Genomic DNA, 22,975 nt, shown 5'->3' on the forward strand with positions numbered 1-22,975 from the left:
AGCGGGGGCCGAGGGGGCGTTGAACATGCCGGCGGGCAGGGTCAGGGAGACGCGGCGGCCGTCGAGCTCGATGATGTAGGTCTGGCGGGGCAGGTCCGCGGTGGACGAGGCCTCGGCGGGGGTCGCCAGATCCGAGTAGTCGTGCTGGGGCATGAACGTGGTCTCGAACCAGCGGGTGGAGACGTTGAAGCCGCCGACGCCGCAGAAGTCGGGATCGTTGATGATGTCCTGGTAGACGGGAACGGGGGTGGCGACGCCCTGGACGGAGAATTCGGCCAGCGCGCGGCGGGAACGGGCCAGGGCTTGCTCGCGGTCGGCGCCTGTGACGATGACCTTGGCGATCATGGAGTCGAAGGCGGTCTGGACGGAGTCGCCCTGGTCGATGCCGAGTTCGAGGCGGATGCCGGGGCCGAGCGGCCAGTGCACCTCGTCGAGGCGGCCCGCGGTGGGGGTCAGGTCCTTGGAGGGGTCTTCGGAGGTGATGCGGAACTCGAAGGAGTGGCCGCGCGGCTCGGGGGGAGTGGTGAGTGCCAGGCCCTGGGCGATGCGGATCTGCTCGCGCACCAGGTCGATGCCGGTGACCTCTTCGGAGACGGGGTGCTCGACCTGGAGGCGCGGGTTGACTTCGAGGAACCAGATGTTGCCGTCCGGTTCGAGCAGGAATTCGACGGTGCCGACGCCGACGTAGTCGACGTGCTCGAAGAGCGCGCGGGAGGCTTCGACGAGCTTGTCGTGGGCGCCGTCGGGCAGGAAGGGCGCGGGGGCTTCTTCCACGAGCTTCTGGTTGCGGCGCTGGACCGAGCAGTCGCGCGTGGAGATGACGTGGAAGTTACCCAGCGAGTCGCGCGCGGACTGGGTTTCGACGTGGCGGGCGACCTCGACGAAGCGCTCGACGAAGTGGGCGCCGAGGTCGGCGGCGTCGGTGTGGCGCGCGAAGAACAGGTCCAGGTCGGCTGCCGTGCGGATGATGCTGATGCCGCGTCCGCCGCCGCCGTCGGCGCGCTTGAGCACCACGGGGTAACCGGCGGAGGCGATGAAGGCCTCGACCTCGTCGCGCGAGGTCACGGGCTCAGAGACGCCGGGTACGGGGGCGACGCCGCACGCCTGGGCGATGCGGCGGGCGTTGATCTTATCGCCCAGGGCGTCGATGACGGAGGAGGAGGGGCCCAGCCACGCGATGCCGGCGTCCTCGACGGCGCGCGCAAATTCGGAGTTTTCGGACAGGAAGCCGTATCCGGGGTGGATGGCGTCGGCTCCCGTTTCGAGGGCGATGGCCAGGATCTTGTCGCCGTTGAGGTAGGTGGACGCGGCGTCGTCTCCGCCCAGGGAGAGCGCCTCGTCGGCTTCGCGCGTGTGGGGCGCGGCCATGTCTTGGTCGGCGTAGACGGCGATCGTGGCGATACCCATGTCGGTGGCGGTACGGCACACGCGCAGGGCGATTTCGCCGCGGTTGGCGACGAGGATTCGGTTAATTGTTCGCACGCTTCTCCTTGGTGTCGTGAACGGGGGTCAGGGGGGTGCCGGTCGTCAGGACGTCTCCGGCGTCGATCTGGTGGGTGCACCCGTCGTCGGTGCGCAGCAGCAGCGCTCCGCTGGGGGCGAGTCCGGTTGCGAGTCCTTCGAGCGCGGGAGTTCCGTGCGCGTCGGTGGGGCTGGCGAGAACGATGCGGGTGCCGATGAGGGGCAGGGCGGCCTCGGCCTCGGCGTGAAGGCCGCTGGAGGCGGCGTCGCCGTGGGCGATGAGGGCGCGGATGCGCGCGTCGAGCCCGGCCAAGATCGCGGCGAGGAGCTGGTGGGAGACTCCTGTGGGGTCCTCGCCGGCGAGGGTGTCGCCTTGCGCGAACAGGGAGGTGGCGTGGGCGGTGGGCATGGTCCCGGCTGGTTGGGCGATGTTGATGCCGTAGCCGAGGATGACGCAGGTCGTGAAGGGGGACGAGGCAGGGGCGAGTTGGGCGAGCATGCCGCAGATTTTGCGTTGACCGTCCACGAGGACGTCGTTGGGCCACTTGAGGGTGATCGCGTGGCCGAGGGGTGTCAGCCGCTCGGAGAGGGCGTCGCGCACGGCCAGCGCGCAGGCATGAAGGAGCCATCCCAGCGCCTCGGTGGGCAGGGATGCGGGCAGGGAGACGATCGTGGAGGCGAGGAGGGCCTGGCCGGGTGGGGTGACCCAGGAGCGTCCGAGTCGCCCGCGTCCCGCGCTTTGACTATCGGCGATGACGGTCGTCAGGTGGGGGGTGGGCGTGGCGGTGTCCGCGAGGAGGTGGGCGGCCACGTCGAGCGTCGAGGAGGCACTGGGAACGTGATAGACGGGGGCGTGCGCCGTGTCGATGGAGATGCGCGTGGGGGCTCTCATGTGCTCTCCTTCCCGTGGGTGGCCGTGTTTGACAGAGGCGCACATGCGCCCCGGTACTTAAAAGTTTGTCTTAAAAGTTGGCGACATGCACGTACTTTTTAAAAAATTGCAATAGTTTTTGGCAAATCACTACGGAGGCGTAACCAAGCGCGATGCGCGGCACTGCGCGGAAGGTGCGAAACCCGCGCAATTTGGCCCTGAGATGAGGATCACCGACGCCTGCCTCGCCCCGGGCTATGACCCCGCGCGCACTGGGTCGCTACGATAGAGGGGAACCCGCGCGCGCGTGCGCGCCCCGAACCACCCGAACGGAGTAACGTGGCGGAGTTTATTTATCAGATGATCAAGGCTCGCAAGGCCATCGGTGACAAGGTCATCCTCGACGATGTCACCATGGCCTTCTTTCCGGGCGCCAAGATCGGCATGGTCGGCCCCAACGGTGCCGGCAAGTCCTCGATCCTGAAGATCATGGCCGGCTTGGACGAGCCCAGCAACGGTGAAGCTCGCCTGACCCCCGGCTACTCGGTCGGCATCCTCATGCAGGAGCCTGTCCTGGACGAGACGAAGACCGTCATCGAAAACGTGCGCCTGGGCGCGGCCGACATCTTCGCCAAGCTTGCCCGCTTCAATGAGATCTCCGAAGAGATGGCCAACCCGGACGCCGACTTCGATGCCCTCATGGACGAGATGGGTAAGCTGCAGACGCAGATCGATGCGGCCAATGCGTGGGACATCGACTCCCAGCTCGATCAGGCGATGGACGCGCTGCGTTGCCCGCCGCCGGATCAGCCTGTCTCCGTCCTGTCGGGTGGTGAGCGCCGCCGCGTCGCGCTGTGCAAGCTCCTCATCGAGGCGCCCGACCTGCTGCTCCTCGACGAGCCGACCAACCACCTGGACGCCGAGTCTGTCCTCTGGCTGGAGAAGCACCTCGCGTCCTACCCGGGCGCGGTCATCGCCGTTACCCACGACCGTTACTTCCTCGACCACGTCGCCGGCTGGATCGCCGAGGTCGACCGCGGTCACCTCTACCCCTACGAGGGCAACTACTCGACTTACCTGGAGACCAAGGAGAAGCGTCTGCAGGTTCAGGGGCAGAAGGATGCCAAGCTGGCCAAGCGCCTGAAGGAAGAGCTCGAGTGGGTCCGCTCGAATGCCAAGGGTCGCCAGGCAAAGTCGAAGGCTCGTCTGGCCCGCTACGAGGAAATGGCCGCCGAGGCTGAGCGCACTCGCAAGCTCGACTTCGAGGAAATCCAGATCCCGCCGGGCCCGCGCCTGGGTAACGTGGTCATCGAGGCCAAGGATCTCCAGAAGGGCTTTGGCGATCGCTCGCTCATCTCCGGCCTGTCCTTCTCTCTGCCGCGCAACGGCATTGTGGGCGTCATCGGCCCCAACGGCGTCGGCAAGACCACGCTGTTTAAGACGATCGTCGGCCTGGAGCCCCTCGACGGTGGTGAGCTGACGATCGGCGAGACCGTCAAGATTAGCTATGTCGACCAGACTCGCGCCGGCATCGACCCCGACAAGACCCTGTGGCAGGTTGTCTCCGACGGCCTCGACTTCATTCAGGTCGGCAACGTCGAGATGCCCTCTCGAGCCTACGTCTCGGCGTTCGGCTTCAAGGGCCCGGACCAGCAAAAGCCTGCGGGCGTCCTCTCCGGTGGTGAGCGTAACCGCCTGAACCTGGCCCTGACCCTCAAGCAGGGCGGCAACCTCCTCCTGCTGGACGAGCCGACCAACGACCTGGACGTCGAAACCCTCGGCTCGCTGGAGAACGCCCTCCTGGCTTTCCCCGGTTGCGCCGTCGTTGTCACACACGACCGTTGGTTCCTGGATCGCGTCGCCACCCACATCCTCGCGTGGGAGGGGACCGAGGAGCATCCCGACAAGTGGTACTGGTTCGAGGGCAACTTCGAGGCCTACGAAAAGAACAAGGTGGAGCGCCTCGGTGAGGCCGCCGCCAATCCGCACCGCGTGACGCACCGCAAGCTGACGCGCGACTGACACTTGTCGCCGGGGCGGGGGAGGGCTGTATGGCCTTCCCCCGCTCGTCGTTGTCACGAGGCCTCGGTGGCGTGCTCGTTTGTCGTCGGGCGGCTGCTCCGGCGTCATTTTCAAGGAGGTTTGACAGTATCAATAGTCGGTGCTGCATGTCATCGAAACGAGCACTCTCCAGGGGGTATGGCCGGCTTGACAAGCCGCGTACCCATGTTGCGGACCCCACTTGCCTTTTGTGCAGGTCACATCTACTATGTGACTCGAATCGCAAAATTTCGACAGCGTGAAAGGGGCTCCGATGGCGATCGAACAGACGCTTATCGACGCGCTGGGTGGACACCTCAATATCGTTGAGGTCGAACCTTGCACAATGCGCATCCGTGTTCAAGTAAAGACTCAGCGGGCGGTCGATGAAGCTGCACTGCGCGTCGACGGCGTGTTGGCCGTCGTGCGTTCGGGTGATGTTGTTCAGATTGTGTGCGGGGCAAACTCCGACGATATTGCGACCGCGATGATCGCGTCGATTCAATCCGTGGCCCATGACACGCCTGTGGAGGCTCTGTCACAGCGGGCCCACGCATAATATTGAGATGTTCCCAGCCCACAACGTAGAGAGCTAGTTTCCGTGGATATCCATTCCCCCGCATCAGACAATATCGACCAGCTGCGACGTATCGCCGATGCTAACGGCATCGCGACCGGCTTTTGGGACTGGTATGGGAATTGGGTGGGCGTTGGCGCCCCAACCCTTCTCAAGGTTCTCGGCGCCCTCGGTCTTCCCCTCAACGAATCGTCCACGGTGGGAGACGTCGACCATGCGATGCAGCTGACCGAGGAGCGCGAGTGGCGTCGGACCTTGCCTCCGACGATCGTCGCCCGCGAGGGCGGCGGCTACCTCTTCCCCGTGAACGTGCCCGACGGCTCGTGGGTCAACGTGCAGTGGGTTCTCGAAGACGGGCGCAAGGGGCAGTGCGAGCAGATCGATCGCTACGTGCCCCCGCGCATGATTGACGGTGAGCTCGTGGGTCGCGCGACCTTCGATGTCCCTCACTGGCTGCCGCTGGGATGGCACCGCCTCGTCGCCACCGTCGAAGGTGGGCGCGTCGAATCTGCGACCCTCATCATCGTCCCGAATGCGCTCTCTTTGCCCATTCTGGAGTCCTCCCGCCGCGCGTGGGGCGTCAATGCCCAGCTCTACTCGACGCGCTCGGCATCCTCCTGGGGTATCGGCGATGCTACAGACCTGGCCGATCTGGCCGCCGTCTGTGCGGACAAGGGCGCGGACTTCCTGCTCATCAATCCGGTGCACGCCTCGCAGCCCGTTTCTCCGCTGGAGACGTCCCCGTACCTGCCGGTGTCGCGGCGGTGGCTCAACCAGATCTACGTTCGCCCCGAGTCCATCGAGGAATACGCGGCGCTGCCGCAGTCCGCGCGCGAGACCATCGAGCAGCTGCGCGAGGAGACGCGCCAGTTCGCAAGCCGCGAGGATCTCATCGACCGTGATCGTGCGTGGGAGGCCAAGCGCAAGGCACTTGAGATGATCTTCGCCGTGCCGCGCTCTTACCACCGCCAGTCCCAGTTCGATCATTTCGTCGAAGACGGCGGAACCGAGCTGTCGAACTATGCGCTGTGGTGTGCTCTCGTGGAGCGCGAGGGGACGATCGAGCTGCCCGAGGATCTTGAGCGCTCGTCCTCGCCGCGCGTCGAACTTGAGCGCCTCGAATTGGCTGACCGCGTGAACTTCTACGAGTGGTGCCAGTGGATCGCCTCTGAGCAGCTCGCTCACGCCCAGCAGGTGGCGCGTGAGGTCGGCATGGAGATCGGCATCATGGCCGACCTGGCCGTGGGCGTGCACGGTCATGGCTCCGAGAAGTGGAGCCGTCCCGAGCTCTTCGCCACGGGCATGACCGTGGGCGCCCCGCCGGACGTCTACTCCCAGCAGGGCCAGAACTGGTCCCAGCCGCCGTGGTCGCCGCGTTCCCTCGCGGAGAGTGGCTACACGCCGCTGCGCGACATGGTTCGTGCCGCCCTGGCCAACGCGGGTGCCGTGCGTATCGACCACATCCTGGGCATGTTCCGCCTGTGGTGGATCCCGGAGGGCTGCGCCGCCACCGAGGGCACCTACGTGTACTACGACCACGAGGCCATGATCGGCGTCATCCTGCTCGAAGCCCAGCGTGCCGGTGCGGTCGTCATCGGCGAGGATCTGGGCGTTGTCGAGCCGTGGGTGCGCGATTACCTGCGTGATCGCGGCGTTCTGGGCACCTCGGTCGTGTGGTTCGAAAAGGACGGCGGCGGCTGGCCGCTGCGTCCCGAGCACTACCGCGAACGGGCGCTGGCTGCGGTCAATATCCACGATCTGCCCCCGACCCTCGGCTACATCCGCGGCATCCAGACCACGTTGCGCGGCGAGCTCGGCCTGCTGACCGACGATATCGAGACCGTGCGCGCGGGCGACCGCCTGGAGTTGGAGCAGGTTGCGGCGCGCCTGCACGAGTATGGGTGCGTCGACGGCGCGGAGCCGTCCGAACGTGAGATGGTTGAGGGCCTGTACCGCTACGTCGCGAAGGTTCCTTCCAAGCTCGTTGTCGCTTCGCTGGTCGACGCGGTGGGTGACGTGCGCCCGCAGAACATGCCCGGTACCGGAGCGGACCAGTACCCCAACTGGTGCGTGCCCCTGTGCGACTCTGACGGCGAGGAGGTCTTCATTGAGGATCTGCCCAGCAACGAGCGCCTCACCTCGCTTTTCGCCCTGCTGACCGGATCGGTGCGCTGACACTGACCTCGGGACATCAAGCAGTAACCCCGCAGCCCTCAGAGGCTGCGGGGTTACTCGTTTGTCGTGTGTCGTGGGCTGCCTCGCGTGCCGCGTCCCCTTAGGCAGGATCCTCGATGGAGAAAATCGGGTCGAGGATGGAGACCTGGCTGCGAAGCGCATGCGACGTCGCCGTGAGACCGGGTGGGCTCACGATGACGATAGGGACGCAGGGGGAAAGGGTCGCGTCGCGAACCGGGGTGAGATCCCAATGGATGAGCGGGTCGCCGGTCGCCACGACGTCGCCCTCCTCGAGCAGGAGGGCGAAGCCCTTGCCGTGCAGGCTCACCGTGTCGATGCCCAGGTGGACGAGGATCGAGACGCCGCGTGTGGAGGTCACAATGGCCGCGTGCGGCTTGAGCTTCGTGACGACGCCGTTGATGGGGGAATGCACGGTGACGCAGTCCTCGGCGGCGGTGGGCACAAGTGCGCAGCCGTCACCGACAACGCCGCTGGCGAAGACTGGATCGGGTACTTCGCTCAGTGGTACGACGTGCGCGGAGAAGGGCGCTCGGACCGAGAGTGTCACCGACTGGCGAGCATCTCGTCGACGAGGTCCTCGGAGTCGGGGCCCATGACGACCTGAACCGTGTCTGCGACGATGACGACATCGAAGGCGCCGGCGGCGCGCAGCTTGGCCTCGTCGATGAGGTCGGTGTTCGCCGCGTCCAGGCGAATGCGCGTGATGCAGGCTTCCAGGTTGGAGATGTTGTCCCAACCGCCCAGGGCCTCGACGATGGTCGTTGCGGTGCTCATGGTGTCCTCCTTGGCGTATGCGGTTTGCCTCACACTTATGGTATCGCGCTCGGGCGGGTGGGTGCGCGGATAATTCCCGGACGCGCGTCACATTATGAGACGTCGGCGGCGCTCGCCCCTCGAATACGAGCCGCAGGGGTGAAGCCCATGGCGATGCCCGCCGCGATTGAGGTCGCTGTGAAGATATACATGGTCGCCTCGACGCCTGCCCAGGACGCGACGACACCCGATGCGAGGGAGCCGAGCGGCATGACGCCCCAGACTGCGAAGCGGAAGATCGCGTTCATGCGCCCAAGCATGTCGGGCGGGCAGATTTCCTGACGCAGGCTCATCTGGGTGACGTTGTAGACGGTGAGGAAGTAGGAAGAGGCGACGCCGCTCACGGCAATGATCCACGCGGCCATGCCCGGGGCGTGAATGGAGGCCGGCTGGGCGACAATCACGAGAACGCCGATGATATTGGTGATGACGAGGGTGCGCCCGATTCCCAGGTGGGCGATCCACACTGGCCGGGTGAGCGCCCCGAGGAATCCGCCGATCGCCCCGGCGCTGAGCAACAAGCCGAGCTGCGTGGCGCTCATGCTCAGGGTGCGCAGCACGAGGAGGGGCAGCAGCACCCGGATGCCCGCGTTTGCAAAGGCCGCGGCGGCAATGCAGGAAAAGAGCGGGTAGAGAATGCGTTGGCCGCGCACGAAGGCGAGGCCCTCGCGTATCTGGGCGCCGAGCGTGGCATCGCTGCGCACAGGAGTGGGCTCGGGCGTGCGAATGCGCCAGATCGCCCACGTGGACGCAACGTAGGTGGCGGCGGTCAGCAGGTAGACCAAGGGAGCAGCCACGATGCCGAGGAGCCAGCCGCCCAGCCCCGGACCCCCGGCAAGGCCGACCTGGTACGAGGCCTCGAGGCGCCCGTTGGCCGCGCCGATGTACCGCTTGGAGGCGATCAGCGGGACGTAGGACTGGTAGGCGACGTCGAAGAAGACGGTGGATAGGCCGAGGATGGTGGCGACGACCATGAGGTGTACGAGGGTCAGTGACGAGAGGATGTAGGCCAGGGGGATAGACGTCAGGGCCGTGATGCGCGTGAGGTTCGCGGCGATCATGACGTGGCGCTTGCGCCACCGGTCCACCCAGGCGCCGGCGGGCAAGCCGACGAGCAAAAATGCGAGGGTCTGCAGGGCGGAAAGCAGTCCGATCTGAGTTTCGCTGGCGTGCAGGAGGCTGATCGCGATCGCCGAGGTCGCCAGGGCTCCCACCTGGAAGCCGATCTCTGCGGCGGTTTGTCCCGCCCACAGGTGCATGAAAGCAACGTTATGGGTGAGTGGGTGGTGGAGCCAGGATCTGACGGAGAGAACCATCTGTCATCACCGAGGCCTAGGCCGGTGTGGGTGCCTCGTCGATGAGTCCGGCGGCTGCCAGCGCCCAGGCAAGGCCGCCCTGGCCGACTGCGGGGGCAACGATGTCGGCGACCGCAACCAGGTCATCGCAGCCACCGCCAATGCTGATGCCGACGGCAGCGCGCGCCACGGCCTCGACGTCGTTATTGGAGTCGCCGATCGCCACGGTGTCAGACAGGGCAATACCGACGTGCTTGCAGACGGCCTGGATACCCACCGCCTTGGACAGGTGATCCGGAATGATCTCGAAGGGGACATACCCGGCCGCTCCCACCGAGCCGATGATGGCCCGGTAGCCTTCCGGGAGGGCGGCGCTCACGCGCTCCAGGGAGGCCTTGTCCGGTGGCACGTAGGCCGTCACCTTCGTGAAAGCCCCACCGTCGATGTCGACGATAAAGGGCGAAATTGACTGAGCGTATTCGATCCAGTCCTCAGGATGTTTGCCGGCGCGGGGGACAAAGAAGTCGAGGTAGCCCTCGGAGGGACCCATCTGGTCGGGGCCCTGCCAGATGAAGAAAGCGTCAAGGTCCTCCCACAGGGCAGTCAACACATCGACGTGCTCGCGAGGCATTCGCTCGTCGAGCAGCACCTTGTTACCAACGGCGGCGTATCCTCCGGCCCCGCCGACAATGCCCTCGAAGCCTAGGTCGACGAAGCGAGGGTAGACCTCGGGCACGGAACGTCCCGTACAAACAAACAGGCGGTGGCCCCTTTCACGTGCCTGTGCCAACGCGCGAATAGCTGAGTCGGGGACGCGCTGACGTGAATCGCACAGCGTCCCGTCGATGTCAACGAAGACCGCGCGGGGAGAACCGGCCTCGTTTCGAGCCTGCGCAGGAACATCGGTGTCTCTCATACAACCATCTTATCTCAGTGACAAAAGGCCACGGACGTGCAGAACAGGCCCCGCAAACGACAAATCATGCGCACGGTCGGTCCAGCGCAACGACAACGGTCCACACTGGAACCATCGACAACACCCGCGATGGAGCACGAAAGGCAGTTCACGACGATGGAACACGCAGCACTGACGGACGCTAGTGACCTCACCCTCCTGCAAGCGGCGGCGCTTCTGTCCGGTTCCAGCGCCTGGGACTCCCGTGCGATCCGGGCGGCAGGCGTTCCCTCCTTCGTGATGAGCGACGGGCCCCACGGCGTGCGCCGCCAACTCGGCGACGCGGATCACCTGGGCATCGCCGAGGCCGAGAAGGCGACCTGCTTCCCGACGGCCTCCGCGCTCGCGGCGACCTGGGATCCCGACCTGGCGTGTGAGATGGGTGAGGCGCTGGGTGTGGAGGCGCGCGGCCTCGGCGTGGACGTCCTGCTCGGCCCCGGCCTGAACATCAAGCGCTCTCCCCTGTGTGGACGTAACTTCGAGTACTTCTCCGAGGACCCGATCCTCGCCGGACGCATGGCCGCGGGCCTCGTCGAAGGAATCCAGTCGACGGGGACCGCCGCCTGCCCTAAGCACTTCGCGGTTAACTCCCAGGAGCTGCGACGCATGGCGTCGGACTCGATCGTGGACGCGCGCACGATGCGTGAGATCTACCTGACCGGCTTTGAGATCGTGTGCCGCACTGCCAAGCCGCGAGCGATCATGAGCTCCTACAACCTCGTCAACGGCGTCTACGCGCACGAGAACAAGCACCTTCTCACCGACATCCTGCGTACCGAGTGGGGCTTCGACGGCATGGTCGTCTCTGACTGGGGCGGTTCGAACAGTGCGGTTGAGGCGGCTCGTGCCGGTGGCAGCCTGGAGATGCCAGCCCCGGGTCTGGCGGGCGCCCGACAGATTGTCGCGGCCGTCGAGGCCGGTGAACTGGAGGCCGCCGACGTGTACGCGCGCGCCCAGGAGGTCTTGAACGTGGCGGCCGCGAGCGCCGGCCTGCCCGCGCCTACGCCCTACGACCTCGAGGAGCACCACGAGCTGGCTACGCGCATCGCCTCCGAGGCGATTACGCTCCTGCGCAACGAGGATGATCTCCTGCCTCTGAGTGTCGGCACGAGCGTTGCCCTCATCGGCGACCTTGCTGACACGCCGCGCTTCCAGGGATCGGGTTCCTCCCAGGTCAACCCCACGCGCACCGAGGCTCCGCGCGAGCTGCTCGAGGCGCAGGGAGAGGCGGCCCGAGGCCTCGTCCTGACCGGATACGCGCGCGGCTACGACCGTCATGGTGGAACGAGCGACGCCCTCATCGCCGAGGCCGTGGCCCTCGCCGCGCGCTCCGACGTGGCACTGCTATACGTGGGACTCGACGAACTCGCTGAGTCCGAGGGGCTGGACAGGCCCCACATGCGGCTTCCCGATGGGCAAGATCGACTCGTCGAGGCCGTCGTTGCCGCTAATCCGCGTACCGTCGTCGTGCTCACCGGTGGGGCCAGCGTCGAGATGCCGTGGGCCGGCTCAGTGCCCGCGCTTGTCAACGGCTACCTGACCGGTCAGGGAGGCGCAGGTGCGATGCTCGACGTCCTCACCGGTGTCGTTAACCCGTCGGGGCGCCTGGCCGAAACATACGCGCTCTCCTACGAGGACCATCCGACGGCCGCCTGGTACCCGGCGGCCGGCCCGCTGTCCTACTACCGCGAAGGCCCCTTCGTCGGGTACCGCTACTTCACGACCGCGGGCGTCGACGTTGCCTTCCCCTTCGGCTACGGACTGTCCTACTCGAGCTTCGAATACTCCGACCTCACCGTGAACCAGGAGGGGGCGACCCTGACGGTCACCAACACCTCCACGCGCGACGGCGCCGAGGTCGTCCAACTCTACGTGAGCGCCCCCGGAGGCGTGTTCGGCCCAGCCCGCGAGCTCAAGGGCTTCGCCAAGGTCGAGGTCGCAGCCGGTGAGTCGGTGCGCGTCACCATCCCCTTCGATCGCTACACCTTCCGCCACTGGGAGACCTCGCGCGGTGCGTGGGAGAGGGAGGCCGGAACCTGGTGGGTCCACGTGGGGCGCAACGTCGTCGACACGCCCCTGAGCGCCACCCTCGAGGTCTCCGGCACCACTCCCGCGCCGATCGACCCGGCCCTGGGTCACTACCTGAGCGCCGATGTCGCGAGCGTGACGAACGGCGAATTCGCGGTGCTCTTGGGTCGGACTATTCCCACCGCACACCCTGCGGACGACCTGGTCGCCTCCGACCCGCTGTCTGAGATGACGCGCGCCAAGACCTGGCTCGCCCGCGTCGCGGGACGCAAACTCCACGCCCTCAAGGCGAAGGCAGACGCGAAGGGGAACCCGGACCTCAACATTCTCTTCGTCCTCAACATGCCGTTCCGTGCCATCGCGAAGATGAGCAACGGCGCGGCAAGCCCCGACATGGTGGACGCGATCCTCCTGGCCGTCAACGGGCACCCCCTGAGAGGACTCACCCGCGCCGCCCTCGGCTTTATCTCCAACGCGCGCGCCAACAAGGCCACCCAGCGCGAACTCGACCAGACCCGATGACGCGGCCCCGGCCTCGTTCAACACACTGACGTAAAGGACAACTCATGCAGGCTCTCAAGCGCTGGTGGACTGCCTTCGAAGACAAGCACACCACGGCCGCCCAGTTCATCATCTTCTTCATCCTCTCCAACGGCATCACGGTGCTGCAGCTGGTCCTCATGCCAGCATTCAAGGCGGCATTCGCGCACACGAGCCTCGTCGACACGGCCTTCCAGTTCCTGCCCGTCGGCGTCTCCCACGGGCACACGGTCTTCCTCTTCGACTACCCGGCGGGCTCCATGTCGATGGGAGGAGGCGGCGGTCTCGCCTATTTCCTTGCCGTCGAGATCACCCTGCTGATCGCGCAGGTCATCAACTTCTTCGCCCAGCGCAACGTCACCTTCAAATCCAACTCGTCAGTAGGAAAGGCAGCGTTCTGGTACACGGTCGCCTACGTCGTCATCACGATCGCCGCGGCCGCCCTCCAGGTTCTCTACAAGGACCCGATCTACGCCTGGGCGATCGGTGCGATGGGCGCGGGCGGCGAAACTGTCGCCGACGTCATCACGATGATCATCAACGCGGCCATCTCCTTCTGGGTGTTCTTCCCCATCTTTAAGGTGATTTTCAAGCAGGAAGCAACGCCGGAGGACGCGCAGGCCAGCGCGGCACAGTAAACTACGGGGAGACTTCACGAGAGGAGACTCCATGAGCGCGCCGCTGCTAACGGTGATCGTGCCCGCCTACAATTCCGAAGACTACCTTGATCGGGCGCTGACCACGCTCGTCGGATACGGCGACGAACTCGAAGCGATCATCGTCAACGACGGTTCGAAGGACCGCACCGCGGAAATTGCCGACGAGTGGGCCGCTCGCTACCCCTCCGTGAGGGTTATCCACCAGGAAAACAAGGGCCATGGCGGCGCCGTGAACGCCGGGCTCGCCGCCGCCACCGGTACGCACGTGCGCGTCGTTGATTCCGATGACTGGCTGGACCGCCGTGCGACGAACGCCGTGCTCGACGTCCTGCGCGAGGAACGCGAGGCCGGGCGCGACCTGGACCTGCTCGTCACCAACTACGTGTACGACAAGCAGGGAAAGGCTCACAAGGCCGTCATCCGCTACCGCAACGTCCTGCCGCGTGGGCGCACCTTCGGCTGGGCGGACCTGCGCCGCTGCCGCTACGACCAGTACCTCATGATGCACGCCCTGACGATGCGCACCGAGGTCGTGCGGGCCTCCGGCCTGGTCATGCCCGAGCACACGTTCTACGTGGACTACTTGTACTCGTTCGTGCCGCTGCCCTACATTTCGACGATCCGCTACCTGGACGTGGACCTGTACCACTACTTCATCGGGCGCGACGACCAGTCCGTCAACGAGAAGGTCATGATCACGCGCCTGGATCAGCTCGCCCGAGTGAACGAGGCGATGACCCGTGCGCTGCCCCCGCGCGCCGACGTCGAGGACAAGCTCTGGCGCTACATGGTCCACTACCTGCGCATTAACGCCGTCGTCTGTTCCGTCATGGCGCAGCTGTCGGGCACGCCCGAGCACCTGGCCCTCAAGGAGCAGATCTGGGAGACCATGGATCAGATCAACCCCGAGGCCACGGACCGCCTGCGCCAGGACCTGCTCGCCGGCCTCGTGCGCCACGCGTCGCCGACGGTTGTTCGCGGCGGCTACAAGGTCGCGGCGGCGGTCCTCGGCTTCAACTGAGAGGCGCCGCCGTCAGCGCGCCGTCAGCGCCAACTCCGTGCGGTGGACGGTGAGGAGCTTACCGATGAGCGGGTATTCCACGTCCTCGTCGCGGCTCTGCCATGCAAAGCCGAGTTTTTCTGAGACTCTTCGCGAGGCGTCGTTTCCGTCGAAGTATTTCAAGATGATCGTCTCGACGCCCAGCTCATGCGCGCGCTCGATGATGGCGCGCCCCGCCTCCGTCGCATAACCGTTGCCCCAGTAGGGTGCGCCGATCCAGTATCCGATGTCAGCGACGGTTGCCTCGGGGGAGTCTGTGTCAATGCGCAGCGCGATCGAGCCCACGATTTCACCGGTCGATCCGAGCGTCACCGCGTAGCTGTCGGGTGCCGCCAGGACGGTCGACAGCGCCTCGTGAGCATCATCGATGCACTCGAAGGGTTTCCATCCGCACAGCATCCCGATGCGGGGATCGCGGGCCAGCTCGTAGAGCTCCGGTGCGTCCATATCGTTCCAGGGCCGTAAGCGCAGGCGGGGGGTGTCTATGATCGTCATTCGTCCTCCTGGGCATTCGTGGACGGGAGAAGCACCGTCAGCGTGAACCAGTGGTCTGCTACGTCCGTCACCGCCTGGCCACCGTACTTGCGGGCCGTCCACTGGATGGATTTAACCCCCCAGCCGTGTCGGACGGTGTCGGGCTTGATTGTCGTGAGGCGCCCACCGGCGTCCGTGTTGAGGCGGCCGTCGAACCAGTTGTCAACCCGGATGACCACCATCTGTCCCTGACGGAACAGGGCCAATTTGATGAGGCGTTTGGCGGGGTCGTCGACGCGCCGGGAGGCCTCGATCGCGTTGTCGAGGGCGTTGCCGAAGAGGGTGGCGATATCCATCGACGACATGGATCCCAGCAGGGCGCCGTCGGCGACCGCCGTGAAGTTGATGCCGGCCGCCGCGCACGCACGGCCTTTCGTCGTGAGGATGACATCGAGGACCGCATTGCCGCTGTGGTACTGCTGGCCGATCTGCTCGATCGAGGACTCGAGCTCGGCAAAGGATGCGGCGGCGCGTCCCGGGTCTAGCTCCGCGCGAATTGCCTCCACCTGGTGCTTGAGGTCGTGGTGAGCGCGCGCCACCTGCTCCATGTCCTCCTTGGCTGCCAGATACTGGTGGTGCTGGGCATCCAGGGAGGCCTGGATGGATGTCAGTTCGCGCTCGGTCGCGCTCTGCTGGATCCGCTCGAACTGCGCGAAGAGAATCGCATAGCCGGCCAGATCGACGAGGGTGCGGATGTAGAAGATCTCGAGTCCAGAACGACCGGAAAACGGGGTCGCCGTCGAGATGAAACTCAGGTTGGACAGGGCAAAGATCGACATGCCGATACACACGCCGGAGGCGAGGTCCGCGAAACGGAGAATGGGCAGCGCCCCCTGGCGGCAGACGCGTCGTTCGAAGAAGTAGACGACGCCCAGGCACGTCGCCGCAATCGCTGCAAACCCGCCGAATGACAACGGGTGCCAGTAGGGCTTGTCGGCGTGGGAGTACACGACGACCTGCCAAGCGAGGGAAGCTGCGAGCTCTGCGACGATGAAGGCACGCGCGCTCATGTGCGTCACCCAGCGCCAGTCCAGTGCAGTTCCCAGACGGATGACACTCCACATGAGACCGTAAGCCGTCATCATGCCCGGCACCCATAGGGACAGGGGAGCGTGGCCGAGCACCTCCTGGGCTCCGACGAGCACCACGAGGCCACCGACGGCCGCAGCGGCGAGCCTCCATCGGGGGACGGCAGCGTTCGGGTTCAGGGCGTTCGACGACGCCGATCGCGCAACGACGACAACGTACACGAGGGCGGCGCCCCATTCGGCCAGGGCGGTGAACAGGCGTGGGATGTCCGGCAGGGATTCGAACACGTCAGTGGATCCCGCCCGCGAAGCTCGCCAGAGCCGTCATGAACGCCTTCTTGCGAGGCCGGGAGATACGCAGACGTTCCCCGCCCGTCATCAGGCACTCCTGGTCGGCGACGCCGCGCACGTGGGCGAGATTGACGAGGTAACACGAGTTCGACCGGAAAAAGTCGTGACCGGCGAGCTGATCCTCCATGGCCTTGAGCGACGAGGTGATCGAATAGGTGTCGGAAACCGTGTGCACGTCCAAGCGGTGCTTAATCGACTCGACGTAGACGATGTCGGCGACGTCGATGCGGTGCGTGGAGGTGCCCGACTGCAGGAGGACCGAGGCGCCGCGCCGCTTAGCGACGGTCTCGAGACACCGCGAGAGTTCCTGCGAGAACGCGAACCAGGGCAGCGGCTTCATAAGGTAGGAGAGCGCACCCACCTGGTAGCCGTGGATCGCAAACTGCGCGGCGGACGTGATGAACACGAGGACGACCTCCTGATCGACCTCGCGGATTGCGCGGGCCGCGCTCATGCCGTCCACGTGAGTCATCTGGATGTCCATGAGGATGATGTCGTAGACCGGCTTGTAGTCGCCGATGATGGCTCCGCCGTCCTCGAAATAGGTGACCTCGAATGGCGCGTCGTTTTCTTCGCTGTAGCGCGCGAGGTAATCGGCCAGGAGTTGACGTGAGACGGCCTCGTCCTCGACGACGGCGATGCGCACCATAACCGATCCTCCCTCCCGTATCAGCTGATAGAAACAAGGATAAGCGAGCGCCGCCGCGCCGCCCGCGCGAGTCCACGCCCCGGCCTCGTCGATCACAAACGAGCGCGCCCGCAGGTGGAGGCGGCTACGATTAATCTGACTACCGTGAAAGGGGAGTGGAGTGGATCTGCTCGTTGTTGGATCGGGCTTTTTTGGCCTGACGTTCGCCCGCGAGGCCGCGGAGCGATTCGGCATGAACGTGACCCTCATTGAGCGTCGCGACCACATCGGAGGAAACGCCTACTCCTCGATCGACGAGGCGACCGGCGTCGAGGTACACCGCTACGGCACCCACCTCTTCCACACCTCGAACGAGCGCGTGTGGTCCTACGTCAACCGATTCACGGCATTCAACGACTACCGCCACCGCGTCTACGCGAACTACCGGGGCGTCGTTTACCCGCTGCCCATCAACCTGGGCACGGTCAACCAGTTCTTCGGAGCCGCATATTCGCCGGCGCAGGCCCGCGCGCTCATCGAGCGCCAGGCCGCCGAGATCACGGGAGAACCCGGCAACCTCGAGGAGAAGGCCATCAGCTTGATCGGCCGCCCGCTCTACGACGCATTCATCGCGGGGTACACGGCCAAGCAGTGGCAGACCGACCCGCGTGAGCTGGCCGCGTCCATTATCACGCGCCTGCCCGTGCGCTTCACCTACGAGAACCGCTACTTCCAGGACCGCTACGAGGGCCTGCCCCTCAACGGCTACGGCGCGTGGATTGCCAACATGGTCGACCACCCGCGCATCACCGTGCACACGGGCGTGGACTTCTTCGACGGCTCGTCGCCGTTCTCGAAGGCCGCGACCGTCGGCCAGGTCCCGGTTGTCTACACGGGCGCGATCGACCGCTACTTCGACTACGAGGCCGGCGAGCTCGGCTGGCGCACCCTCGACTTTGAGACCGAGGTCGTGGACGTGCCCGACTACCAGGGCTGCTCCGTCATGAACTACTCGGATCGCGACGTGCCCTTCACGCGTATCCACGAGTTCGCCCACCTGCACCCCGAGCGGGATCGCACTGGCGCGACGAACACGATTATTCAGCGCGAGTACTCGCGTTTCGCGCGCCCCGGCGACGAACCCTACTATCCGATCGCCTCGCCGTCGGACCGCTCGACGCTCGCCGCCTACCGCGACATGGCCGCGGGGGAGAAGGACGTGCTCTTCGGCGGGCGCCTGGGCTCCTACCAGTACCTCGACATGCACATGGCGATTGCCTCGGCCCTCACCAAGGTCGACGAGGCCGTGGCCTCCTGGCGCTGACGGATTTCCTCTTCGCATGGCGTCGATTGTCTGGTCGGTTCTGTCGATCGCCCTCATCATCGGCGTGGGCTGGGTGGCTCGCCGCGGGGGCGCGCTCGGGCCGGAGGTCGCCGGCACCCTTGCGTCGGCAACGTATTGGGTGGCCAGCCCGGCGATGCTCTTCCATGCTATCGTCTCAACCGGCACGTCGGGGGTCTTTGGCGCTCCGCTCGCCGTGGCCGCGGCATCGGGCGTGGGGACGGCACTCATTTTCGCGCTGGTTGCGAGGCTTTTCCTGCGCCTGACGCGCGGGGAGACCGCCTTGGGGGCCATGGCCTCGTCCCTCAATAACGGCGCGTATATCGGTATCCCGATCGCCGTCTACGTGCTGAATGACGCCTCCGCGGTCGTTCCCATCCTGGTGTTCCAACTGGGTTTCTTTACCCCGATGTTTTTCGTCCTGGCTGACCTGGTGGGGTCGGGGCAGCGTCCATCGATTGCCGGCATCGCGCGGGTCGTCGTGCGCAACCCCATGGTGATCGCGGCGGCGTGCGGCTTCCTCTTCTCTGCGGCGGGCTGGCCGATGCCGACGCTCCTCGACGTGTCGACGTCGATGCTCGGGGCGGCCGCGCCCCCGATGATTCTCCTGTCTTTCGGTGCCTCCCTCGTGGATCGCCGGTCGGCCTGCGGCGATTCGGGTGCTGCGGCTTCCGCCTGCGCCATCGTCGGCAAGCTTGCCCTTCAACCCGCGATCGCGTGCGGCGTCGGAATCCTGCTCGGTCTCTCCGGCCCTGCCCTCATGTCCGTCACCATCATGGCGGCTCTGCCCTCCGCACAAAACGCCTACATCGCGGCTACTCGTGCGAAGGCGGGGGAGCGGATCGCACAGGGGACGGTCCTCGTGACGACCTTCGCATCGCTGCCCGTTGTCGTTGGGATTGCAGCGTTATTCCACGCCTTCGGGATGGTTTCCTGACGCTCGCGGGGTGCTCTCGGAGAGCGTCGTTCGCGCGTCTGCGAACGTTCACGTCGGCAAAGACCACGTCAAAAAGAGGCCAAAAACACGTTCTGTATCGTGGACTGTGGCTGACATCGTCGTGTAACGGCCATAGTCTGACTGAGCATTATCCCCAATACAAACGAATGCAAGGACTTCACTTCATGTCATCCTCCGCATCCAGCTCCGCGCCCCGTGCGCGCGACTCGTGGAGCGGCCAGACAGGCTTCCTCCTGGCGGCCATCGGCTCGGCCATCGGCCTGGGCAACATCTGGCGTTTCCCCGGCGTCTCCTACTCCAACGGCGGCGGCGCCTTCCTGGTGCCGTACCTGGTTGCACTGGTCTTCGTCGGTATCCCCATGCTCTGGCTCGACTACGCGGTCGGCCACAAGTTCCGCGGCTCCCCGCCGTGGGCGCTGCGCAAGATCATCGGCGGCGGCGAGTTCATTGGCTGGTTCCAGACCTTCGTCTGCTTCGTCATTATGGTCTACTACGGCGCAGTCCTCGCGTGGGGCGTGCAGTACACGATCTACTCCGTCAACGCCGCGTGGGGCGATGACCCGACGACCTTCTTCACCGACACGTTCCTGCAGGTCGTCCCCGGTGACACCTTCTCGTGGGCGCCCGCCTGGGCCGTCATGATCCCCCTCGCGCTCGTGTGGATCCTCGTCCTCTTCGTGATCGGACGTGGCCTGTCCAAGGGCGTCGAAGCGGCGAACAAGGTCTTCCTGCCGCTCCTCGTCATCCTCTTCCTCGCGCTCGTCGTCCGCGCCCTGTTCCTGCCCGGCGCCGTCGAAGGCCTCAACGCCTTCTTCACGCCGAACTGGGGGGCGCTCGCCGATCCCAAGGTGTGGTTGGCTGCCTTCGCGCAGATCTTCTACTCCCTGTCCGTCGGATTCGGCATCATGCTGACCTACGCCTCCTACCTGAAGCCCAAGTCGAACCTGACGGGCACCGCCCTGGTCGCCGGTTTCGCGAACTCTTCCTTCGAGATCCTCGCGGGCATCGGCGTCTTCAGCGCCGTCGGCTTCATGGCCCACCAGGGCGGCGTGAGCGTCTCCGAGGTCGAGGGCCTGACCGGCCCGATCCTGTCCTTCGTGACCTTCCCGAAGATCATCTCGATGATGCCGGGCGGTCCGATCTTCGGCGTCCTCTTCTTCTCGTCGCTGGTCCTGGCCGGCGTGACCTCGCTGCTCTCCCTCCTCCAGGTTGTCTCCGGCGGGCTCCAGGATAAGTTCGGCTGGTCGCCCGCCCGCTCGGCTCTCGTCCTGGGCGTCCCCGCGACCGTCGTTTCCCTGGCGCTCTTCGGTACCCGCTCGGGCCTGAACAACCTCGACATTGTTGACAACTTCATCAACTCGGTCGGCGTCGTCTCTTCGGCGATCATGTTTGCCGTCCTGTGTGCGGTGACCGGCCCGCGCCTCGGCGTCCTGCGCGCCCACCTCAACTCGGTGTCCAGCGTGAAGGTTCCCAGGCTCTGGGAGCCCCTCGTCGGAATTGTCATCCCGATCGTCCTCTTCGTCATGATGGCAATGTCCATCGTCGACCTGCTGACGAATGGCTACGGGAAGTACCCGACGAGTTACGTGCTGATCTTCGGTTGGGGGTCCGTGGCGATCGCTGTGCTCGCCTCCCTGATCCTCACGTTCATCCCGTGGAAGCACCGCCCGGTGGACGCCCAGGCGACGGTCGCTCAGATCCTCGCTGATGACGCTGACGAAACCGCTTCGACCGAAGGAGGCGCCCAGTGACCGCTCCCGCTATCGCTCTGATGATTCTGACGATCCTGCTCGTGTGGGGTGGCCTCGTGGCCTCCGTCGTGCTCCTGCAGGTCCTGTCCGTTCCCTCGGACGAGGAGACGAAGGCTGCTCAGGAAGCCATCGAGGCACAGCTGGCTCTGCGCGACCAGAAGGAACGCTATGAGGCTTATCGCATTTGATCTTGACGATACGCTGGCTCCCTCCAAGTCGCCGCTCCCGCCCCAGATGGACGTGGCGTTGCGCTCCCTGCTGGACCACGTGGAGGTGTGCATCATCTCCGGCGGCCAGATGGGGCAGTTCCGCACCCAGGTGCTCGACAATCTCCACGCCTCCGACGAGGAGCTCTCGCGCCTGCACCTGATGCCCACCTGCGGCACGCGCTACTACCGCTTCGAGGACGGGGCGTGGGTCGAGCGTTACGCCCACGACCTGGACCCCGAGGTGGCCGGTCGCGTCATCGAGTCCCTGGAGCGCCACGCCCGCGAGCTTGGCCTGTGGGAGGAGAACCCGTGGGGCAACATCATCGAGGACCGGGGCTCTCAGATCACCTTCTCGGCCCTGGGCCAGGAGGCTCCGCTGGACGCTAAGCGCGCCTGGGACCCGGACGGCACCAAGAAGGCCGCCCTGCGCGACGCGGTGCAGCCCGACGTGCCGGAGCTGGATGTGCGCGGCGGCGGCTCGACCTCGGTCGACATCACGACGCGCGGCATCGATAAGGCCTACGGTATGGGCAAGCTGGTCGAGGAGACCGGCATCCCCGCTTCTGAGATGCTCTTCATCGGGGACCGCCTGGATCCCGAGGGCAACGACTACCCGGTGAAGGCGGCGGGCTACGCGACGCGTGCCGTGTCCGGGTGGGAAGAGTGCGTCCAGGTCATCGACGAGCTCGTGGCATCCGTGAGTTGACCGTTTGACCAAGAGGGACGAGGCCGGGGCTGGGATACCAGCTCCGGCCTCGTTTCGTTGCACCCGGGCAGAGTTGCGGCGAACGTCGCGTGCGCAGCGCTAGGAGGCGCCGATGCCGCGCGTCGCCCAGAAGACGACGGCCGAGGCGGCTGCGACGTTGAGCGAATCCACCCCGTGGTCCATCGGAATCTTGACGGTGTAGTCGGAGGCGGCGATGGTGCGCCGTCCCAGGCCGTCGCCCTCGGTTCCCATGACCATTGCCAGGCGTGCGTCGGGGCCTTGGAGGGCCGGCAGCGTAGCGAAGTCGTCGAGTGAGACGGAATCGTCCGAGAGGGCCAGGGAGGCGACGGTGAAGCCAGCGTCTTGCAGCAAGGCGATGTCGCCGGGCCAGGACTGCAAGCGCGTCCACGGGACCTGGAAGACGGTTCCCATGGAGACCCGGACAGCTCGGCGGTAGAGCGGATCCGCGCAGGAGGGGGTCACGAGGACGGCGTCCACGCCCAGGGCGGCGGCGCTGCGGAATGCCGCGCCGACGTTCGTGTGATCGACGAGGTCTTCCAAGACCACGACGCGGCGCGCGGGCCTACCGCCGCGCGCCGTCGCGAGAAGCTCGTTCAGGGCGGGCAGGACCGGGCGCTGCATAGCGGCCAGCGCGCCGCGGTGCAGGTGGAAGCCCGTCATCTGCTCCAGGATGTCCTCGGGCGCGACGAAGACAGGGACGTCGGCTCCGTCGCCTGCCCCCGTCGCCGCCTCGATGAGGGGGGAGAGCGTGGGCAGCCACCGGCTGGACATCAGGAAGGAACGCGGGTTGTGGCCCGCGCTCAGTGCGCGTTCGATGACGTTGGTGGATTCGGCCATGTACAGGCCGCGCTCCGGCTCGAGTTTCGAGCGGAGCTTGACGTCTTTGAGGCGCGTGTAGTCATCCAGTCGCGGATCGGCGGACAGATCGGCGCTGGTCAGCTCGATGATCATG

Annotated in this window: 21 protein-coding genes; 11 read left to right on the forward strand and 10 right to left on the reverse strand. The window is 65.9% G+C overall.

Going from position 1 to position 22,975, the window contains the following annotated elements; all coding sequences use genetic code 11:
* Positions 1-1,482 (reverse strand): acetyl-CoA carboxylase biotin carboxylase subunit (locus tag HMPREF1138_RS04010; protein WP_009056887.1); only part of this gene is annotated, 1,482 nt, incomplete at its 3' end.
* The gene (locus HMPREF1138_RS04015) at positions 1,469-2,353 is read right to left on the reverse strand and encodes a biotin--[acetyl-CoA-carboxylase] ligase (protein WP_009056879.1); all 885 of its coding nucleotides are present in this window, start codon (positions 2,351-2,353) and stop codon (positions 1,469-1,471) included. The genes HMPREF1138_RS04015 and HMPREF1138_RS04010, both read right to left, overlap by 14 nt.
* Positions 2,354-2,671: 318 nt before the next feature.
* Between HMPREF1138_RS04015 and ettA the strand changes: the two genes are divergently transcribed.
* From ettA to malQ, 3 genes are all read left to right on the forward strand, one after another.
* Entirely contained in the window at positions 2,672-4,354 is a 1,683-nt protein-coding gene (ettA, locus tag HMPREF1138_RS04020) for an energy-dependent translational throttle protein EttA (protein ID WP_009056878.1), read from the forward strand.
* 292 nt (positions 4,355-4,646) lie between these two features.
* Positions 4,647-4,931, forward strand: a complete 285-nt coding sequence (locus HMPREF1138_RS04025; protein WP_009056873.1) for a PTS transporter subunit EIIB — start codon at positions 4,647-4,649, stop codon at positions 4,929-4,931.
* 42 nt (positions 4,932-4,973) lie between these two features.
* Complete coding sequence (gene malQ, locus HMPREF1138_RS04030) at positions 4,974-7,124, forward strand: 4-alpha-glucanotransferase (protein ID WP_009056866.1); 2,151 nt, start codon at positions 4,974-4,976, stop codon at positions 7,122-7,124.
* Positions 7,125-7,224: 100 nt separating this feature from the next.
* Here malQ and HMPREF1138_RS04035 read toward each other — a convergent pair whose 3' ends face one another.
* From HMPREF1138_RS04035 to HMPREF1138_RS04050, 4 genes are read right to left on the reverse strand one after another with little or no spacing between them, the layout of a single operon-like run.
* Positions 7,225-7,692 carry a PTS sugar transporter subunit IIA gene (locus tag HMPREF1138_RS04035; RefSeq protein WP_039936807.1) on the reverse strand — a complete coding sequence of 156 codons (468 nt, stop codon included), beginning with the start codon at positions 7,690-7,692 and terminating at the stop codon, positions 7,225-7,227.
* Positions 7,689-7,952 (reverse strand): PTS glucose/sucrose transporter subunit IIB, encoded by a 264-nt coding sequence (locus tag HMPREF1138_RS04040; protein WP_272942386.1) that lies wholly within the window; start codon positions 7,950-7,952, stop codon positions 7,689-7,691. The genes HMPREF1138_RS04035 and HMPREF1138_RS04040 overlap by 4 nt, the downstream gene beginning before the upstream one ends.
* Positions 7,953-8,011: 59 nt before the next feature.
* Positions 8,012-9,274, reverse strand: a complete 1,263-nt coding sequence (locus tag HMPREF1138_RS04045; RefSeq protein WP_009056891.1) for an MFS transporter — start codon at positions 9,272-9,274, stop codon at positions 8,012-8,014.
* A gap of 16 nt (positions 9,275-9,290) precedes the next feature.
* On the reverse strand, positions 9,291-10,169 hold the full coding sequence (locus HMPREF1138_RS04050; protein WP_009056882.1) for an HAD hydrolase family protein: 879 nt from the start codon (positions 10,167-10,169) through the stop codon (positions 9,291-9,293).
* A 129-nt stretch (positions 10,170-10,298) separates the two neighbouring features.
* Here HMPREF1138_RS04050 and HMPREF1138_RS04055 point away from each other — a divergent pair, with 129 nt between their 5' ends.
* Genes HMPREF1138_RS04055 through HMPREF1138_RS04065 form a run of 3 tightly spaced genes read left to right on the forward strand, consistent with a single transcriptional unit; the run spans position 10,299 to position 14,456 of the window.
* Positions 10,299-12,758 (forward strand): glycoside hydrolase family 3 C-terminal domain-containing protein, encoded by a 2,460-nt coding sequence (locus HMPREF1138_RS04055; RefSeq protein ID WP_050981232.1) that lies wholly within the window; start codon positions 10,299-10,301, stop codon positions 12,756-12,758.
* A gap of 44 nt (positions 12,759-12,802) precedes the next feature.
* Positions 12,803-13,414, forward strand: coding sequence for a hypothetical protein (locus HMPREF1138_RS04060; RefSeq protein ID WP_009056885.1), 612 nt, complete (start codon positions 12,803-12,805; stop codon positions 13,412-13,414).
* 31 nt (positions 13,415-13,445) lie between these two features.
* Positions 13,446-14,456 (forward strand): glycosyltransferase family 2 protein, encoded by a 1,011-nt coding sequence (locus HMPREF1138_RS04065; RefSeq protein WP_009056851.1) that lies wholly within the window; start codon positions 13,446-13,448, stop codon positions 14,454-14,456.
* A gap of 12 nt (positions 14,457-14,468) precedes the next feature.
* Here the strand turns inward: HMPREF1138_RS04065 and HMPREF1138_RS04070 are convergent, their stop codons facing one another.
* The 3 genes from HMPREF1138_RS04070 to HMPREF1138_RS04080 are packed head-to-tail and all read right to left on the reverse strand — an operon-like array spanning position 14,469 to position 17,057.
* The gene (locus HMPREF1138_RS04070) at positions 14,469-14,990 is read right to left on the reverse strand and encodes a GNAT family N-acetyltransferase (RefSeq protein WP_039936812.1); all 522 of its coding nucleotides are present in this window, start codon (positions 14,988-14,990) and stop codon (positions 14,469-14,471) included.
* Positions 14,987-16,345, reverse strand: coding sequence for an ATP-binding protein (locus HMPREF1138_RS04075; protein ID WP_009056895.1), 1,359 nt, complete (start codon positions 16,343-16,345; stop codon positions 14,987-14,989). Before HMPREF1138_RS04075 ends, HMPREF1138_RS04070 begins: the two co-directional genes overlap by 4 nt.
* A gap of 1 nt (position 16,346) precedes the next feature.
* On the reverse strand, positions 16,347-17,057 hold the full coding sequence (locus tag HMPREF1138_RS04080; protein WP_039936815.1) for a LytR/AlgR family response regulator transcription factor: 711 nt from the start codon (positions 17,055-17,057) through the stop codon (positions 16,347-16,349).
* 160 nt (positions 17,058-17,217) lie between these two features.
* Between HMPREF1138_RS04080 and glf the strand changes: the two genes are divergently transcribed.
* The 5 genes from glf (at position 17,218) to HMPREF1138_RS04105 (ending at position 22,002) form a co-directional block, all read left to right on the forward strand.
* Positions 17,218-18,360, forward strand: coding sequence for a UDP-galactopyranose mutase (gene glf, locus HMPREF1138_RS04085; protein WP_009056883.1), 1,143 nt, complete (start codon positions 17,218-17,220; stop codon positions 18,358-18,360).
* 16 nt (positions 18,361-18,376) lie between these two features.
* Positions 18,377-19,315 carry an AEC family transporter gene (locus tag HMPREF1138_RS04090; RefSeq protein WP_009056893.1) on the forward strand — a complete coding sequence of 313 codons (939 nt, stop codon included), beginning with the start codon at positions 18,377-18,379 and terminating at the stop codon, positions 19,313-19,315.
* 185 nt (positions 19,316-19,500) lie between these two features.
* Complete coding sequence (locus tag HMPREF1138_RS04095; protein ID WP_009056871.1) at positions 19,501-21,087, forward strand: sodium-dependent transporter; 1,587 nt, start codon at positions 19,501-19,503, stop codon at positions 21,085-21,087.
* Complete coding sequence (locus tag HMPREF1138_RS04100) at positions 21,084-21,275, forward strand: methionine/alanine import family NSS transporter small subunit (protein WP_009056855.1); 192 nt, start codon at positions 21,084-21,086, stop codon at positions 21,273-21,275. The genes HMPREF1138_RS04095 and HMPREF1138_RS04100 overlap by 4 nt, the downstream gene beginning before the upstream one ends.
* Positions 21,256-22,002, forward strand: coding sequence for an HAD-IIB family hydrolase (locus tag HMPREF1138_RS04105; RefSeq protein ID WP_009056853.1), 747 nt, complete (start codon positions 21,256-21,258; stop codon positions 22,000-22,002). The genes HMPREF1138_RS04100 and HMPREF1138_RS04105 overlap by 20 nt, the downstream gene beginning before the upstream one ends.
* A 99-nt stretch (positions 22,003-22,101) precedes the next feature.
* Here HMPREF1138_RS04105 and HMPREF1138_RS04110 read toward each other — a convergent pair whose 3' ends face one another.
* Positions 22,102-22,974, reverse strand: coding sequence for a TrmH family RNA methyltransferase (locus tag HMPREF1138_RS04110; protein ID WP_009056864.1), 873 nt, complete (start codon positions 22,972-22,974; stop codon positions 22,102-22,104).
* Between the last annotated feature and the right edge of the window lies 1 nt (position 22,975).

Origin of the sequence: Actinomyces sp. ICM58 (assembly GCF_000283035.1) — a bacterium.
Taxonomy (GTDB): Bacteria; Actinomycetota; Actinomycetes; order Actinomycetales; family Actinomycetaceae; genus Pauljensenia.

Bases quoted from the DNA above. Each gene is read 5' to 3' on its own strand.
- HMPREF1138_RS04015 (WP_009056879.1), bottom strand. From the start codon at position 2,353: ATGAGAGCCCCCACGCGCATCTCCATCGACACGGCGCACGCCCCCGTC.
- HMPREF1138_RS04050 (WP_009056882.1), bottom strand. From the start codon at position 10,169: ATGAGAGACACCGATGTTCCTGCGCAGGCTCGAAACGAGGCCGGTTCT.
- HMPREF1138_RS04105 (WP_009056853.1), top strand. From the start codon at position 21,256: ATGAGGCTTATCGCATTTGATCTTGACGATACGCTGGCTCCCTCCAAG.
- HMPREF1138_RS04065 (WP_009056851.1), top strand. From the start codon at position 13,446: ATGAGCGCGCCGCTGCTAACGGTGATCGTGCCCGCCTACAATTCCGAA.
- HMPREF1138_RS04080 (WP_039936815.1), bottom strand. From the start codon at position 17,057: ATGGTGCGCATCGCCGTCGTCGAGGACGAGGCCGTCTCACGTCAACTC.
- HMPREF1138_RS04060 (WP_009056885.1), top strand. From the start codon at position 12,803: ATGCAGGCTCTCAAGCGCTGGTGGACTGCCTTCGAAGACAAGCACACC.
- HMPREF1138_RS04070 (WP_039936812.1), bottom strand. From the start codon at position 14,990: ATGACGATCATAGACACCCCCCGCCTGCGCTTACGGCCCTGGAACGAT.
- HMPREF1138_RS04045 (WP_009056891.1), bottom strand. From the start codon at position 9,274: ATGGTTCTCTCCGTCAGATCCTGGCTCCACCACCCACTCACCCATAAC.
- HMPREF1138_RS04095 (WP_009056871.1), top strand. From the start codon at position 19,501: ATGTCATCCTCCGCATCCAGCTCCGCGCCCCGTGCGCGCGACTCGTGG.
- HMPREF1138_RS04055 (WP_050981232.1), top strand. From the start codon at position 10,299: ATGGAGCACGAAAGGCAGTTCACGACGATGGAACACGCAGCACTGACG.
- HMPREF1138_RS04090 (WP_009056893.1), top strand. From the start codon at position 18,377: ATGGCGTCGATTGTCTGGTCGGTTCTGTCGATCGCCCTCATCATCGGC.
- HMPREF1138_RS04025 (WP_009056873.1), top strand. From the start codon at position 4,647: ATGGCGATCGAACAGACGCTTATCGACGCGCTGGGTGGACACCTCAAT.
- HMPREF1138_RS04110 (WP_009056864.1), bottom strand. From the start codon at position 22,974: ATGATCATCGAGCTGACCAGCGCCGATCTGTCCGCCGATCCGCGACTG.